The sequence below is a fragment of the Achromobacter insuavis genome (genome assembly GCF_902859645.1).
Taxonomy (GTDB): Bacteria; Pseudomonadota; Gammaproteobacteria; order Burkholderiales; family Burkholderiaceae_B; genus Achromobacter; species Achromobacter insuavis.
This window is the reverse complement of sequence record NZ_CADIJR010000030.1, coordinates 18264-32289: the sequence shown is the minus strand read 5'-3', so window position 1 is coordinate 32289 and position 14026 is coordinate 18264. Positions and strand designations below refer to the sequence as shown.

Sequence of the window (14026 nt, the reverse complement as noted above, 5' to 3'; positions counted from 1 at the left end):
GGGCCGGCCGGCCCGCTGGGCAAGCGCCGCCGTGCGCGCTAGCATCAAGCGTAGCGCGGCGTAAACGGAGCGTGTCCATGAAGACGATCCACGACTATGTGCCCCCCGACGCGGCTTCGCTGCGGCGGCTGCAGGAACGGCTGGGATACAGCGATGCGCAGATGGCCGAGTTGGCCGGCCTGGACGCCGCCGTGCCCTGGTCCAGCTATGTCGGCGGCCCGCAGCCGCGCGCGCTGGGGCAGCAGCGACTGCTGGGCATGGCCGCCCGCCTGACGCTGGACGAGACGGCCTGGCAAGGCGTGCTGGCGGCCATGCGCGAGGCCGGCGCGCGCTTCGACTACGGCGCCTCCGATGCGTCCACCCTCACGCCAGCGCCGGCCGCCCCGCCCGCCGCCCTGGAAGAGCACAAGTTCGGCATGCGGCTGGTCAGCGACCGCGGCGCCTTCCACGAAATGGAGCAGCTGCGCGAGTTCGCCCATCATGTGCAGGAGTTCGGCGTCAGCGACCTGGTGCGCGAGGCCCGCTACGACAGCGCCGCCGACCTCTGCCGCTTCACGCTGGCATCGGCGCGCGAGGCGGACGCCGCGCGCCGCGACCGGGTCTTCGACGCGCCTTCCCGGAGCATCACCCGCTTTGCCTTCGACGGCCGCGTCTATCAAGGCGGCATTCCGCCCGAATCCGACGGCTGAGCCGCGCATTGACTTGCGCCGCGCCGCCCCTGTATGGTCGGGCGCATGAACGAACGCCTAGACGCCATCGACCGGCAACTGCTCAGCCTGCTGCAGGCCAACGCCCGCGAACCCGCCGCCATCCTGGCGCGCAAGCTGGGGCTGGCGCGCACCACCGTGGTGGCGCGCATCGCCCGGCTCGAGCGCGAGAGCATCGTGGCGGGCTACGGCGTGCGGCTCGGCCGCCTGCTCGAAGAGGCCGCGGTGCGCGCCTACTGCTTCATCAGCGTCCTGCCCAAGACGCCGGCGGCGGTCATCCGCGAGCTCGAGAAAATGCCCGAGGTCGAAGAAGTGTCCTCGGTCAGCGGCCCGTATGACTACCTGATCTTCCTGCGCTGCGAAACCCATGAACAGCTCGACGAGCTGCTCGACCGCATCGGCCTGATCGAAGGCGTGAAACAGACGCAGACCTCCATCGTGCTCAGCCGCAAGGTCGACCGCCGCAGCGCGGTGGGCGCGCCCTGAGCCCCTCCCCGGCGCGCGGCGGGGGCGGCATAATGTTGTAATCTGGCCAATTGCCTTTTACGGATCTCCCATGCTCGCACGCCTTGCCTTCGTCTCCGCCATGCTCGCCCTGCTGACCGCCTGCTCCAGCATGAGCGAAGTGACGCCCACCGGCAAGAATGGCTACAGCGTCACCTACAGCTCCGGCACGCAGCTGCTGACCTGGGTCGAAATCAAGAACCAGGCCCTGCAGCGCGCCGACCAGTATTGCCAGTCCATCGGCCGCAAGCTGCAGAAGCCGTCGGTGACGTCCAATCACGCCACGGGCCTGGGTTCCAAGCGCGCCACGGTCACGTTCGAATGCGGCGAGATCGAACCGCCGAAGAACGCCAAGCAGTAATCCGGAAACACATCGTGAATACTCCCCCGCCCGTGGGCATCACCATGGGGGATGCCGCCGGCATCGGCCCCGAAATCATCGTCAAGGCCTGCGCCCAGGGCCTGAATGCGCCCTGTGTGGTCTACGGCGATGCCGGCGCCCTGCGCCGCGCCGCGAGCGCGCTGGGCGCGCGCCTGGCGATCACGGAGATCGCGCACGCCGGCCTGGCCAGCGGCGACGCCAGCCGCATCGAGGTCATCGCCTGTGGCCCCGCGCTGCCGCCCGACCTGCCCTTCGGCCAGATCAACGCCGCGGCCGGACGCGCCGCCTACGATTACGTCTGCGCCGCCATCGACGACGCCCAGGCCGGCCGCATCCGCGCCATCGTCACCGCGCCGCTGAACAAGCAGTCCATGCACGCGGCCGGCATCGACTATCCCGGCCACACCGAGATCCTGGCGGAACGTTCGGGCACCGACGACTTCGCCATGATGCTCGCCAACGACGAGCTGCGCGTGCTGCTGGTGACCATCCACGTGGCCCTCGCCGACGTCATGGCGCGCATCACGCCCGAGGCCGAGCTGACCGCCATGCGCCTGGCCGACCGAGCCTGCCGCCAGATGGGCATCGCCCATCCGCGCGTCGCGGTGGCCGGCCTGAACCCGCACGCCGGCGAAGGCGGCAAGTTCGGCCGCGAGGACATCGACGTCATCGCGCCGGCCATCCGCCGCGCCCGCGACGAAGGCATCGACGCCAGCGGCCCGTGGCCTGGCGACACGGTCTTCATGCGGGCCCGCCGCGGCGAGTTCGACATCGTGGTGGCCCAGTACCACGACCAGGGCCTGATCCCGGTGAAGTACCTGGGCGTGGACCATGGTGTCAACGTCACCGTCGGCCTGCCGTTCGTGCGCACCAGCGTCGACCATGGCACCGCCTTCGACATCGCCGGCAAGGGCGTGGCCGACCAGGCCTCGCTGATCGCCGCGTTCGATCTGGCGCTGGCCATGACGCCCTGAGCCCCCAAGGGGCCCGACAGGCGGACACCCGCCCCGGCCCGCCCGCGGCCCGCAAGCCCCCGGGGTCTACAATACGCCCCGATTCCGGCGCGCCAGGCGCGCCGCCGCTTTCCGTCATCCCCCTACCCCCTCCATGTCACGCCTTGTCCGTCTCCTGCCCGACCGCTTCACCCTCTACCTGATCTGCACCGTCATCATCGCCAGCATCGTGCCCGCCCACGGGCAGGGCGTGGTGGTGTTCGGCTGGATCACCAACATCGCGGTCGGCCTGCTGTTCTTCCTGCACGGCGCGCGCCTGTCGCGCGAGGCCATCATCGCCGGCCTCACCCACTGGAAGCTGCATCTCACGATCTTCTCTGCCACCTTCCTGATGTTCCCGCTGCTGGGCCTGGCGCTCAAGCCGGTGCTGGAACCGCTGGTCACCCCCGAGCTGTATCTCGGCATCCTGTTCCTGTGCTGCCTGCCCGCCACCGTGCAATCGGCCATCGCCTTCACGTCGATGGCGCGCGGCAACGTGCCGGCCGCGGTCTGCAGCGCCTCGGCCTCGAGCCTGCTGGGCATTTTCCTGACGCCGCTGCTGGTGGGCACCGTGGTCGCCAACGCCGGCAGCGCGCCGATCTCGTTCGACGCTGTCGGCAAGATCATGCTGCAGCTGCTGCTGCCGTTCGTGCTGGGCCAGTTCGCCCGCCGCTGGATCGGCGCCTGGGTGCACAAGCGCAAGGCGATGCTGAAGTTCGTCGACCAGGGCTCGATCCTGCTGGTGGTCTACACGGCGTTCTCGGAAGCCATCAACGAAGGCCTGTGGAGTTCCACGCCGATCCCGGCGCTGCTGGGCCTGGTGGTGTGCTGCGCCGTCATCCTGGCGCTGGCGCTGGGCCTGTCGGCGCTGGCCGGCAGGATGTTCGGCTTCAACCTGCCCGACCGCATCACGCTGCTGTTCTGCGGCTCCAAGAAGAGCCTGGCCAGCGGCATTCCGATGGCCCAGGTGCTGTTCGCCGGCCACGCGGTGGGCGCCATCGTGCTGCCGCTGATGCTGTTCCACCAGATCCAGCTGATGGTCTGCGGCGTGCTGGCCGCGCGCTACGGCAAGCGGCCCGAAACGGACGAATGAATCCGCCACGCCGCCATGAAAAAACCGCGCCCTGGGGCGCGGTTTTTTTTGAGTGGGCGACAGGCGCTCAGTACAGGTCCCGCGGCTGCGCGCCGGAGAAATTCAGGAAGCGCGTGCTCGAACCCTGGAAGGTCAGGCGCACCGAGCCGATGGGGCCGTTACGCTGCTTGCCGATGATGATCTCGGCAGTGCCCTTGTCCGGCGAATCGGGGTTGTAGACCTCGTCGCGGTAGATGAACAGGATCACGTCGGCGTCCTGTTCGATGGCGCCCGATTCGCGCAGGTCGCTCATCACGGGACGCTTGTTGGGACGCTGCTCCAGGCTTCGGTTCAGCTGCGACAGCGCGATCAGCGGGCAGTTCAGTTCCTTGGCCAGACCCTTGAGCGAGCGGCTGATTTCCGACACTTCGGTGGCGCGGTTCTCGCCCGAGCCGTTGCCCGACATCAGCTGCAGGTAGTCGATGATGATCAGGCCGAGCTGGCCGCACTGGCGCGCCAGGCGGCGCGCGCGGGCGCGCACTTCCATCGGGCTGAGCGCGGGCGATTCGTCGATGTAGACCTGCGCGTCCTGCATCAACTGCACAGCATGGGTCACGCGCGGCCAGTCTTCGGCGATCAGCTTGCCGGTCCGCATGCGGTGCTGGTCGAGCAGGCCGACCGAACCCAGCATACGCATGGCCAGCTGCACCGCGCCCATTTCCATCGAGAACACCGCCACCGGCAGGCCCTCTTCGATGGCGACGTGCTCGCCGATGTTCATCGAGAACGAGGTCTTGCCCATCGACGGGCGGCCGGCCACGATGATCAGGTCGCCGCCCTGCATGCCCGAGGTCATCTTGTCGAGGTCGGTGAAGCCGGTGGGCACGCCGGTCACATCAGAAGTGCTTTCGCGGTGATAGAGCTCGTCGATGCGTTCCACCACCTGCGTCAGCAGCGGCTGGATTTCCTGGAAGCCGGCGGCGCCGCGCGCGCCTTCCTGGGCGATCTGGAACACCTTGGATTCGGCCTCGTCCAGCAGTTGGCGCGCTTCCTTGCCCTGCGGGTTCATGGCGGCCGAGGAGATCTCGTCGGCGATCGACACCAGCTTGCGCAGCATGGCGCGCTCGCGCACGATTTCGCCATAGCGGCGGATGTTGGCGGCCGACGGCGTGTTGTGCGCCAGCGCGTTCAGGTAGGCAAGGCCGCCGGCGTCGTCGGCCTTGCCGGCGCTGACCAGCGATTCGTGCACGGTGATGACGTCGGCCGGCCGCGCCAGCCCGATCAGCCGGGCGATATGGTGCCAGATGAGCCGATGGTCGTGGCGGTAGAAGTCTTCTTCGACCAGCACGTCGGCGATGCGGTCCCAGGCTGCGTTGTCCAGCAGCAGGCCGCCCAGCACCGACTGCTCCGCCTCGATGGAATGCGGGGGAACGCGCAGGTATTCAAGCTGGGAGTCGGCAGGTGTGTTCATGGCTTCAATAATAACGGCTGCAGGATATCCGCGACGCGGAAGAAACCCTGCACATCGCGCGACGGCAGGCGGCCCAGCAGGGGCCGCAGCGGCGTGGCGATGAAGGAAAGCACCCGGGTCAGGCGGCGCAGGCGGGCCTTGACCTCGGGGTCGGGATTACATTCGAAATAGACGTCCAGCGCCAGTTTACCCAGCGTCCGGCCCACGTCGTCGGGCAATTTACGCAACGACACCAGCGAGGCCAGCATCTGGAACAGATCATAGGCCTGGGCCAGCGGACGCGACAGCGTGGAACCGATGTTCTCTTCGAAATCGATGCGCCACAGTTCGCCGTCCTGCAGCGTGATGTTGCGGATCTGCGCGCCGCCGTGCCACAGCCCGCGGGCATGGAAAGCGGCCAGGTCGGTCGCGGCCGCGCGCGTCAGCCACAGGCGCGAGGTGGTGTCCTCGTTGCGGATCAGGTCGGCCAGGTCCTCGCCGACGAATTCCAGCACCAGGAGGCCCTGCTCCTGCCACCAGACCTCGGGCACGCGGCAGCCGGCCTGCAACAGTTGATTGAGGCGCCGGGCCTCATGCTCCAGGCCATTGCGCAGCAGGATGCCGGGACGCGGGAATTCACCCAGGAACAGCTTGCAGCCCACCCCGAGGAACAGCGCGCGCGCATAGCGCAGCACATAACTGACGCCGCTCGCCAGGCTAGGCCGGCGGCGCTTGACGATGCAGCGCACCCCATCGATGGTGGCGTCCCGCACCGACGGCTCGCGCTCGGCGTCCAGGCTGTCGAGCCAGGCGCGCAATCCGGGGGGGGCGTTGTGGTGGACGGGCGGCTGGGTCAAGAGGTCCTCGGTGGCAACAGCGTGGAAGGTGGGCATGCAGCCCGAAAGACTACACGCAAACACCGCATGGCAAAGCGGGGAAAAGCAAGCGCGCCGGGAAAAGAAAAAAAGCCGGCACGCGGGCCGGCTTTCTTTCCTGGCGCGGAGTCCGGTTTAGGACAGTTCGCCTTCGACCAGCACCGTGACGTCGACGACGACGTCGGCGTGCAGGGCGACCTGGATCGGGAACTCGCCGACGGCCTTCAGCTGGCCGTTGGGCATGCGCACTTGCGACTTCTCGATGCCTTCGAAACCGGCCTTCTTCAGACCTTCGGCGACGTCGGCGTTGGTGACCGAGCCGAACAGACGGCCGTCGACACCAGCCTTCTGGACGATCTTCAGCTGGTAGCCGTTGACGCGCTCACCCAGAGCCTGGGCGGCGGCCAGCTTCTCGGCCTGGATCTTTTCCAGTTCGGCGCGGCGGGCTTCGAATTCCTTCAGGGCGGCGTCGGTTGCGCGACGGGCCTTCTTCTGGGGGATCAGGAAGTTGCGGGCGTAACCATCACGCACGCGGACGACTTCGCCGAGGTTACCCAGGTTGACGACTTTTTCGAGCAGAATAACTTGCATTTCAGTGCCCCGGATTAGTTGTGGTTGTCGGTGTAAGGCAACAGGGCCAGGAAGCGCGCGCGCTTGATGGCGGTGTCCAGCTGGCGCTGGTAGATTGCCTTGGTGCCGGTCAGACGAGCCGGGATGATCTTGCCGTTTTCTTGCACGAAGTCGCGCAGGGTGTCCAGATCCTTGTAGTCGATCTCTTCGACGCCGGCGGCGGTGAAGCGGCAGAACTTACGACGCTTGAAGAGCGGGTTCTGCTGCGTGAATTTGCGTTTTTCCTTGCGTTTTCCGAAGAAAGCCATGATATGTGCCTTATGTTTGAGAGGACCGGGTCTACCTTGATCGGGCCCGACTCCCCGTAACCTATCCGTATTCAGAAGGCGCTCTCGCGCCCGTCACCCATTCCCGTCAAGCCACCAGCGGATCGCGTCCTGCGCTGCCGCGGATCTTGCGCGCCTGCTGCAGGTGCAGCTTGAACTTCACGGAGTCCTTGCGCACCGGGGCCAGAAACCCCTGCACGTGCAATTCGGACCCCAGCGCCGTTCCTTGCAACAGCAACGCCAGATCGCCCAGTGCCACGGCCGAGATCGTCAGTTCGACACGGCGCGGATGGCCGGCTTCGATGACCTCAGATTCGTGCGCCAGCACCATTTCCAGGGCTGGCAGACCGGCGGGAGTGTGGCGCAAAGGCTCGCATTCGAGAACGCGGGCGCTGAGTTCCAGCTTGTTCATCCTGCCAGGCACCGAGGGGACTTCATGGGATGGGCTCTCGCGTGAGCCCTGCTTACTCGGCCTGAGCCGCGACAGCTTCCGCCGAAGCCTTGCGGGCTTCTTCGCGCTCGACCGACTTCATCATGATCGAGGGCGTGGTCTGGGCCTTCTTGGTCTTGATGACCAGGTGGCGCAGAACGGCGTCGTTGTAGCGGAACGAGTGTTCCAGCTCATCCAGCGTGGCTTGGCCGCACTCGATGTTCAGGCAGACGTAGTGAGCCTTGACGAGCTTCTGGATCGGGTAGGCCAGTTGACGGCGACCCCAGTCTTCCAGGCGATGCACCGAGCCGCCTTGGCCCGTGACCAGCGCTTGGTAACGCTCGACCATGGCGGGCACTTGCTCGCTTTGGTCGGGGTGAACGATAAACACCACTTCGTAGTGACGCATGAGTAAAACTCCTTGAGGATGTCTTGCCCGCCGTCCGCCTGACACCGTCATCAGCCCGCGCGCGCATCGTGCTCGCGGTCAGTTCCGGCTTTCCAGTGCTTTCTCTATCACTGGTCTTTTTCTTCAAGGCGTATGGCTTGCAAGGGGCAGCCCGCTACCCAAAAAACATGGGCGGTCGAGCAAGAAAGCTCTCGATTATCGCCGATCGGACCGCTCGACGCAAGCCGGCGGCGCTCAGGAAATCGGGGACGCGCTATCCGGCCCCACCGGACGCGGCGCATCGGCCACACCGATCTCCTGCGGCCGGCTGACCACGCTGACCATCACGTAGCTGATGATCATGAGCAGGAACCACGAGCCCAGCTTGTTTATCGAGACCAGTTCCCAGCCCTGCGACTGGTTGGGATAGCGCCAGGCGTTGGCGAAGGTGCCGATGTTCTCGGCGAACCAGATGAACAGCGCCACCAGCACGAAGCCCAGCAACAGCGGCATGCGGCGGTAGTCGCGCCAGATGCGGAAGTAGACCCAGGTGCGCGCGAACAGCAGCGCCGTCAGGCCGAACAGCGCCAGGCGGAAATCGGGGACAAAATGATGCGCGAAGAAATTCACGTAGATCAGCACCGACAGCGCCACGGTGGCGGCCAGCGGCGGATGGGCCCGGAAGCGGAAATCGAACAGGCGCCAGACCCGCGCCAGATAGCTGCCGACCGCCGCGTACATGAAGCCGGTGAAGAGCGGTACGCCGCCGATGCGCAGCACGCTGGCCTCGGGATAGATCCAGGAGCCGGCCGCCGTCTTGAACAGCTCCATGCCGGTGCCGACCACATGGAACATCAGGATGACCTTGGCCTCGTCCCAGGTTTCCATGCGCAGGGCCAACAGCGCGGCCTGGATGGCCAGCGCGGCCAGCGTCAGGAAGTCGTAGCGCGCCAGCCAGGCGTCCTGCGGATACCACCAGTGCGTGGCCAGCAGCAGCGCGCACATCAGGCCGCCGAACAGGCAGGCCCAGGCCTGCTTCACGCCGAAGCGGAAGAACTCGTAGAAGGCGACGCCCAAGCGACCGCGGCCGGCCAGGTGATCGGCCAGCCGCGCTTCCCATCCCGCCAGTCGCGCAATGAGCGGCCAGTCGCTGGCCGCCGGATGCCGCACGGAGGACTCAGCCTTCCACCACGGCGTAGGCCGAGTGGTTGTGGATCGATTCGAAGTTCTCGGCCTCGACGCGGTAGCGGGCGATGCCGGGATGCGCGTTCAGGCGGGCGGCCACGTCGCGCACCAGGTCTTCGACGAACTTGGGGTTGTCGTAGGCGCGTTCGGTGACGTACTTCTCGTCGGGGCGCTTGAGCAGGCCCCAGAGCTCACACGAGCCTTCGTCTTCGATCAGGCGGATCACGCCATCCATGCTGATGTCGGATTCCAGGATGGCCGAGACCGTCACGTGCGAACGCTGGTTGTGCGCGCCGTATTCGGAGATGGCCTTGGAACACGGGCACAGGCTGGTCACCGGCACCTGCACCACCAGTTCGAACTCGACCTGGTCGCCCTGGGCGCGGGCGATCCACTGCACTTCGTAGTCCAGCAGGCTCTGCACGCCGGAGATCGGCGCCGACTTGTTGATGAAGTACGGGAAGGCTGCGGTGATGTCGCCGCGCTCGGCATGCAGCAGCGGCAGCATGTCGGCCGCCATGGCGCGGAACAGCGTCGGCGTCATGGGGGTGCTGCGGTACTTTTCCAGCAGCGCCACGAAGCGGGACATGTGCGTCCCCTTTTCTTCGGGGGGCAGCGCCACCGTCAGGGTCCAGTTGGCCACGGTGCCCTGGGGCGAACCGTCGGCGTTCTCGATGAGCATGGGGTGGCGCACGCCACGGATGCCCACGCGCTGGATCGGGATGTGCCGCGTGTCCGTCGAGCTCTGGACGTCGGGCATCACGATGGCGGGGTCGATCGGAGAATTCATTTCGGCTTACCTGTCTGGGCGACGAGCGTGGCGTGAACACGCAGACCCAGGAATCTTTAAGAGGGGGCCATTATCGCCCAAAGTCCCGCCAGCGCCAGGGAAAACCCTTTCATTCGTAGGCTGGCGGGGCCGGAACACACTGTTTCGCCACACGGACCAAACCGGCGGGCCGGTCCGTGGGTGCGGCCAATCAGGCCAGCAGCGAGGCGTAGCGCGCCCGGATCGATTGCTCGATGCCGGCGGCATCCAGGCCGATCCCGGCCAGCAGCGCCAATTGGTCGCCGTGGTCGATGAACTCGTCGGGAAAGCCCAGCTGCAGCACAGGAATCGCGATGCCTTCGGCGGCCAGCACTTCCAGCACGGCGCTGCCGGCGCCGCCCATGATCGCGGCGTCCTCGATCGTCACCAGGGCGTCGTGGCGGCTGGCCAGGTCCAGGATCAGCGCGCGGTCGATCGGCTTGACGAAGCGCATGTCGGCCACGGTGGCGTCCAGTTTTTCGGCCGCCGCCAGCGCCGGCTGCACCAGCGTGCCGAAACCGAGGATGGCGATCTTGCGGCCTTCGCGGCGCACCACGCCGCGGCCCAGTTCGACCGTGTCCAGGCCGGCCGTTTCCGCCGCGCCGCAGCCCGCGCCGCGCGGATAGCGCACCGAGGCCGGGCCGGGATACTGATAACAGGTGGACAGCAGCAGGCGGGTTTCGTTTTCGTCCGAGGGCGTGGCCACCACCATGTTCGGCACGCAGCGCAGGAACGCGGTGTCGTAGTTGCCGGCGTGCGTGGCGCCATCGGCGCCGACGATGCCGGCGCGGTCGAGCGCGAAGGTGACGTCCAGGTTCTGCAGGGCCACGTCGTGGATCAGCTGGTCGTAGCCGCGCTGCAGAAAGGTCGAGTAGATCGCCAGCACCGGCTTCTGCGCCTCGCAGGCGATGCCGCCGGCGAACGTCACGGCGTGCTGTTCGGCGATGCCGACGTCGAAGTAGCGCTGCGGGAAGCGCTTCTCGAATTCGACCAGGCCGCTGCCCTCGCGCATGGCGGGGGTGACGGCGACCAGGCGCGAATCCTGTTCGCCCATCTCGCACAGCCAGTCGCTGAACACCTGGGTGAAGGTGCGCTTGCCCGGCGCCTTCGATTGCTGGATGCCGACGGCGGGGTCGAACTTGCCCGGGCCGTGGTACAGCACCGGATCGGCCTCGGCCAGCTTGTAGCCCTGCCCTTTCTTGGTGACCACGTGCAGGAACTGCAGGCCTTGCAGCGCCTTCAGGTTCTGCAGCGTCGGCACCAGCGCGTCGAGGTCGTGGCCGTCGATCGGGCCGACGTAGTTGAAGCCGAACTCCTCGAACAGCGTGGCCGGCGTGACCATGCCCTTGGCATGTTCCTCGAAGCGGCGCGCCAGTTCCAGCACCGGCGGCACGTGCTGCAGCACGGCGCGGCCGACGTTCTTGGCGGCGGCGTAGAAGCGGCCGGACATCAGGCGCGCCAGGTAGCGGTTCAGCGCCCCCACCGGCGGCGAGATCGACATGTCGTTGTCGTTCAGGATCACCAGCAGGTTGATGTTGGCGGTGACGCCGGCGTTGTTCATGGCCTCGAAGGCCATGCCGGCGGACATCGCGCCGTCGCCGATGACGGCGATGTGCTGGCGCTGCACGCCGGCGTTGCGCGAGGCCACCGCCATGCCCAGCGCGGCCGAGATCGAGGTCGACGAATGCGCGGTGCCGAAGGCGTCGTATTCGGATTCGCTGCGCTTGGGAAAGCCCGAGATGCCGCCCTGCTGGCGCAGCTTGGCCATGCCGGCGCGGCGCCCGGTCAGGATCTTGTGGGGATAGGACTGGTGGCCCACGTCCCAGACGATGCGGTCATGCGGCGTGTCGAAGACCTGGTGCAGGGCCAGCGTCAGCTCGACCGTGCCCAGGTTCGACGACAGGTGGCCGCCGGTCTTGGAGACCGACTCCAGCACGAAGCCGCGCAACTCGTCGGCCAGGCGCTTGAGCTCGCGACGATCCAGGCGCTTGAGGTCTGCCGGGGATTGGATGCGGTCCAGTAATTCTGTCGTCATGCTTGTATGGGGTTCGTATGCCCGGCCTGCGGCCAGCCCGGACGGGTCACGGTTCAGCGGTCTCGGAGGACGATGAAATCAGCCAGCTCGGCCAGGCGCTTGCCGGCGTCGCCCAGCGGTTCGAGCGCGGCCAGCGCGGCTTCGCGCAGCTCGCTCGCGAACGCGCGGGCCTCGTCCAGGCCCAGCAGCGAGACGTAGGTCGGCTTGTTTTCGGCCGCGTCCTTGCCCGGCGTCTTGCCCAGGCTGGCGGAATCGGCGGTCACGTCGAGAATGTCGTCCACCACCTGGAACGCCAGGCCGATGGCCTGGGCGTAGACATCCAGCGCCTGGCGCGAGGCCGAGCTGGCGCCGGCGACGATGCCGCCCAGCGCCACGCTGCAGGCCAGCATGGCGCCGGTCTTCATGCTGTGCATCTGCTGCAGTTCGTCGCGCGACAGCCGGTGGCCGACGCTGAGCAGGTCGATGGCCTGGCCGCCGGCCATGCCCTGGCTGCCCGCCGCGCGCGCCAGCGACTGCGTGGCCTGCACGATCAGGGCCGGCGCGATGGGCATGGAGGCCAGCAATTCAAAGGCCAGCGGCTGCAGCGCGTCGCCGGCCAGCATGGCGGTGGCTTCGTCGAACTGCACGTGGGTGGTGGGACGGCCGCGGCGCAGGACGTCGTCGTCCATGCAGGGCAGGTCGTCGTGCACCAGCGAGTAGGCGTGGATCAGTTCCACCGCCGCGGCGGCGCGGTCCAGCGAGGCCTCGACGGCCAGCACGCTGCCGCTGACCGGGCAGGCCTGGCCGGCGGCGTAGACCAGCGCGGCCCGCACCCGTTTGCCGCCGCCGAGCACGGCGTAGCGCATGGCTTCATGCAGGCGGGCGGGCACAACGTCGGCGGGCGGCAGGAGGTCGTCGAGCACGTCTTCGACATGCCGCACGCGGCCCTGCAGCCACTCCGGGAAAGCGAGTTGAATTTGCTTCATCCGATTCTTATTCGTCATCCAGCGCCGCGGCGTCCAGCGGGCGCAGCAAGTCGCCCTCCAGGACCTTGACCTGCTGTTCGGCCTGGGCCAGGCGTTCCTGGCAGACCCGCGTCAGCGCCACGCCGCGCCGGTAGGCGGCGAGCGACTGCTCCAGCGGCAGCGAACCGTCTTCCATGGCCGCGACCAGCGATTCCAGTTCGGCCAGGGCCGTTTCGAAATCCTGGGGCAAGGGACGGTCGTCGGTCTGCGGATCGGCTTGAGAAGGTTTGGCCAAACGGGCCTCCGGGGGCACTTGGGGGTGGATCAATCCGTGAATTGTACGAGATACCACGCCCCCGCCACGACGCGCCGCCGCGCTCAGGCCGGCGCGCCCGCCAGGCCCGCGATGGCGGCCCGCAGCGCGGGCGCCACCTGGGTGCGCAGCCCGGCCTCGGGCAGCAGGCCCTCCGGGCCGCCGCAACTCATGACGAACACGCCCTCCCCGGTCACGGACGTGAACGGCACCGCCACGGCATTGATGCCGGACTGCCACTCGCCGATCGCAAAGCAGCAACCGGTGTCGCGCAGCTCGGCGCGGGCGCGCTCGATCGCGGCCGCCGCCGGCGCTGCCGGCCCCAGCCGTTCCAGCACGTCGGCGCAGGCCGCCGCCGGCAGGCTGGCCAGATAGGCGCGGCCCATGGCGCTGTCGAGGCTGGCGCGGTAGCCCACCGGCAGGCGCAAATACAGGGCGGACGAGCCGTGGATGGCCTCGACGTAGGTCATGGCGTCGCCATCGAAGGCGCCCAGCGCCACCGCGCCGCCGGTCTCGCGCGCCAGGTCGGTCATCGACGCCTTGGCCAGCTCGCGCACCTCCAGCCCGGCCAGCAGGCCGAAGCCCAGCGCCAGCACGCCGTAGCCCGGCGAATACTTGCCTGTGTCCGGGTGATAGCGCAGGTAGCCCAGCTCGGTCAGCGTGTAGGTGATGCGGCTGATGGTGGGCTTGGGCAGGCCGGTCAGGCGCGCCAGGTCCAGGTTGCCCAGCGCCGCCACGCCCGGCCGGAAGCAGCGCAGCACTTCCAGGCCGCGCGCCAGCGCTGTGATGAAGTCGGGCGACACCGGCCCCTCGCCCACGGCGCCGGCGCGCTTGCGGCGCGCGGGGGCGCTCAGCGCCAGCTTCTGGTCGGGCTTGGCGGCGGGATGGGGGATGCGCTTAGGGTCAGAAAAAGATTGCATTTCTATTCGCTTCGTTTTTATAGTTTATTCCGAATAACAAAATTAAATTCCAATTAACGGAATTTAAAACATCCATGGAGACCTGGCAAGCCCTGCCCGCCCCGCCCTCACCGGCAGGCTGGCCG

The 14026-nt window shown here is 67.6% G+C and carries 17 protein-coding genes; 5 read left to right on the top strand and 12 right to left on the bottom strand.

Annotation, left to right across the window (positions count from 1 at the left end; translation table 11 throughout):
• Positions 1 to 77 precede the first annotated feature (77 nt).
• The 5 genes from H0523_RS16355 to H0523_RS16335 all read left to right on the top strand — a co-directional run bounded on the left by H0523_RS16355 (position 78) and on the right by H0523_RS16335 (position 3678).
• Entirely contained in the window at positions 78 to 689 is a 612-nt protein-coding gene (locus H0523_RS16355) for a hypothetical protein (RefSeq protein WP_054433360.1), read from the top strand.
• A 45-nt stretch (positions 690 to 734) separates the two neighbouring features.
• Positions 735 to 1193 carry an Lrp/AsnC family transcriptional regulator gene (locus tag H0523_RS16350; RefSeq protein WP_006393724.1) on the top strand — a complete coding sequence of 153 codons (459 nt, stop codon included), beginning with the start codon at positions 735 to 737 and terminating at the stop codon, positions 1191 to 1193.
• A gap of 70 nt (positions 1194 to 1263) precedes the next feature.
• Positions 1264 to 1572: a hypothetical protein gene (locus tag H0523_RS16345; RefSeq protein ID WP_054433361.1), complete on the top strand. Its 309-nt coding sequence runs from the start codon at positions 1264 to 1266 to the stop codon at positions 1570 to 1572.
• Positions 1573 to 1586: 14 nt separating this feature from the next.
• Positions 1587 to 2567 (top strand): 4-hydroxythreonine-4-phosphate dehydrogenase PdxA, encoded by a 981-nt coding sequence (pdxA, locus tag H0523_RS16340; protein ID WP_082404687.1) that lies wholly within the window; start codon positions 1587 to 1589, stop codon positions 2565 to 2567.
• 133 nt (positions 2568 to 2700) lie between these two features.
• Entirely contained in the window at positions 2701 to 3678 is a 978-nt protein-coding gene (locus H0523_RS16335; RefSeq protein WP_054433362.1) for a bile acid:sodium symporter family protein, read from the top strand.
• 67 nt (positions 3679 to 3745) lie between these two features.
• Here H0523_RS16335 and H0523_RS16330 read toward each other — a convergent pair whose 3' ends face one another.
• From H0523_RS16330 to H0523_RS16275, 12 genes are all read right to left on the bottom strand, one after another.
• Entirely contained in the window at positions 3746 to 5128 is a 1383-nt protein-coding gene (locus tag H0523_RS16330; protein WP_006393719.1) for a replicative DNA helicase, read from the bottom strand.
• Positions 5125 to 5964 (bottom strand): RIO1 family regulatory kinase/ATPase domain-containing protein, encoded by an 840-nt coding sequence (locus H0523_RS16325; protein ID WP_054433363.1) that lies wholly within the window; start codon positions 5962 to 5964, stop codon positions 5125 to 5127. The genes H0523_RS16330 and H0523_RS16325 overlap by 4 nt, the downstream gene beginning before the upstream one ends.
• 153 nt (positions 5965 to 6117) lie before the next feature.
• On the bottom strand, positions 6118 to 6573 hold the full coding sequence (gene rplI, locus H0523_RS16320; protein ID WP_054433364.1) for a 50S ribosomal protein L9: 456 nt from the start codon (positions 6571 to 6573) through the stop codon (positions 6118 to 6120).
• A 14-nt stretch (positions 6574 to 6587) separates the two neighbouring features.
• Positions 6588 to 6860: a 30S ribosomal protein S18 gene (rpsR, locus tag H0523_RS16315; protein WP_006218308.1), complete on the bottom strand. Its 273-nt coding sequence runs from the start codon at positions 6858 to 6860 to the stop codon at positions 6588 to 6590.
• A gap of 106 nt (positions 6861 to 6966) precedes the next feature.
• Positions 6967 to 7290 carry a primosomal replication protein N gene (gene priB, locus H0523_RS16310; RefSeq protein ID WP_054433365.1) on the bottom strand — a complete coding sequence of 108 codons (324 nt, stop codon included), beginning with the start codon at positions 7288 to 7290 and terminating at the stop codon, positions 6967 to 6969.
• Positions 7291 to 7342: 52 nt separating this feature from the next.
• Positions 7343 to 7717: a 30S ribosomal protein S6 gene (gene rpsF / locus H0523_RS16305; RefSeq protein ID WP_006393715.1), complete on the bottom strand. Its 375-nt coding sequence runs from the start codon at positions 7715 to 7717 to the stop codon at positions 7343 to 7345.
• Between the two features lie 234 nt (positions 7718 to 7951).
• The gene (locus H0523_RS16300; protein ID WP_054433366.1) at positions 7952 to 8866 is read right to left on the bottom strand and encodes a DUF817 domain-containing protein; all 915 of its coding nucleotides are present in this window, start codon (positions 8864 to 8866) and stop codon (positions 7952 to 7954) included.
• A 7-nt stretch (positions 8867 to 8873) separates the two neighbouring features.
• On the bottom strand, positions 8874 to 9671 hold the full coding sequence (gene folE2, locus H0523_RS16295; protein WP_006388366.1) for a GTP cyclohydrolase FolE2: 798 nt from the start codon (positions 9669 to 9671) through the stop codon (positions 8874 to 8876).
• Between the two features lie 190 nt (positions 9672 to 9861).
• Positions 9862 to 11724, bottom strand: a complete 1863-nt coding sequence (dxs, locus tag H0523_RS16290; RefSeq protein WP_054433367.1) for a 1-deoxy-D-xylulose-5-phosphate synthase — start codon at positions 11722 to 11724, stop codon at positions 9862 to 9864.
• 53 nt (positions 11725 to 11777) lie between these two features.
• The gene (locus H0523_RS16285) at positions 11778 to 12689 is read right to left on the bottom strand and encodes a polyprenyl synthetase family protein (RefSeq protein ID WP_054433368.1); all 912 of its coding nucleotides are present in this window, start codon (positions 12687 to 12689) and stop codon (positions 11778 to 11780) included.
• A gap of 7 nt (positions 12690 to 12696) precedes the next feature.
• Positions 12697 to 12963, bottom strand: a complete 267-nt coding sequence (locus H0523_RS16280; protein ID WP_006393710.1) for an exodeoxyribonuclease VII small subunit — start codon at positions 12961 to 12963, stop codon at positions 12697 to 12699.
• 83 nt (positions 12964 to 13046) lie between these two features.
• Positions 13047 to 13901, bottom strand: coding sequence for an IclR family transcriptional regulator (locus H0523_RS16275; RefSeq protein ID WP_054433369.1), 855 nt, complete (start codon positions 13899 to 13901; stop codon positions 13047 to 13049).
• Positions 13902 to 14026: the final 125 nt, after the last annotated feature.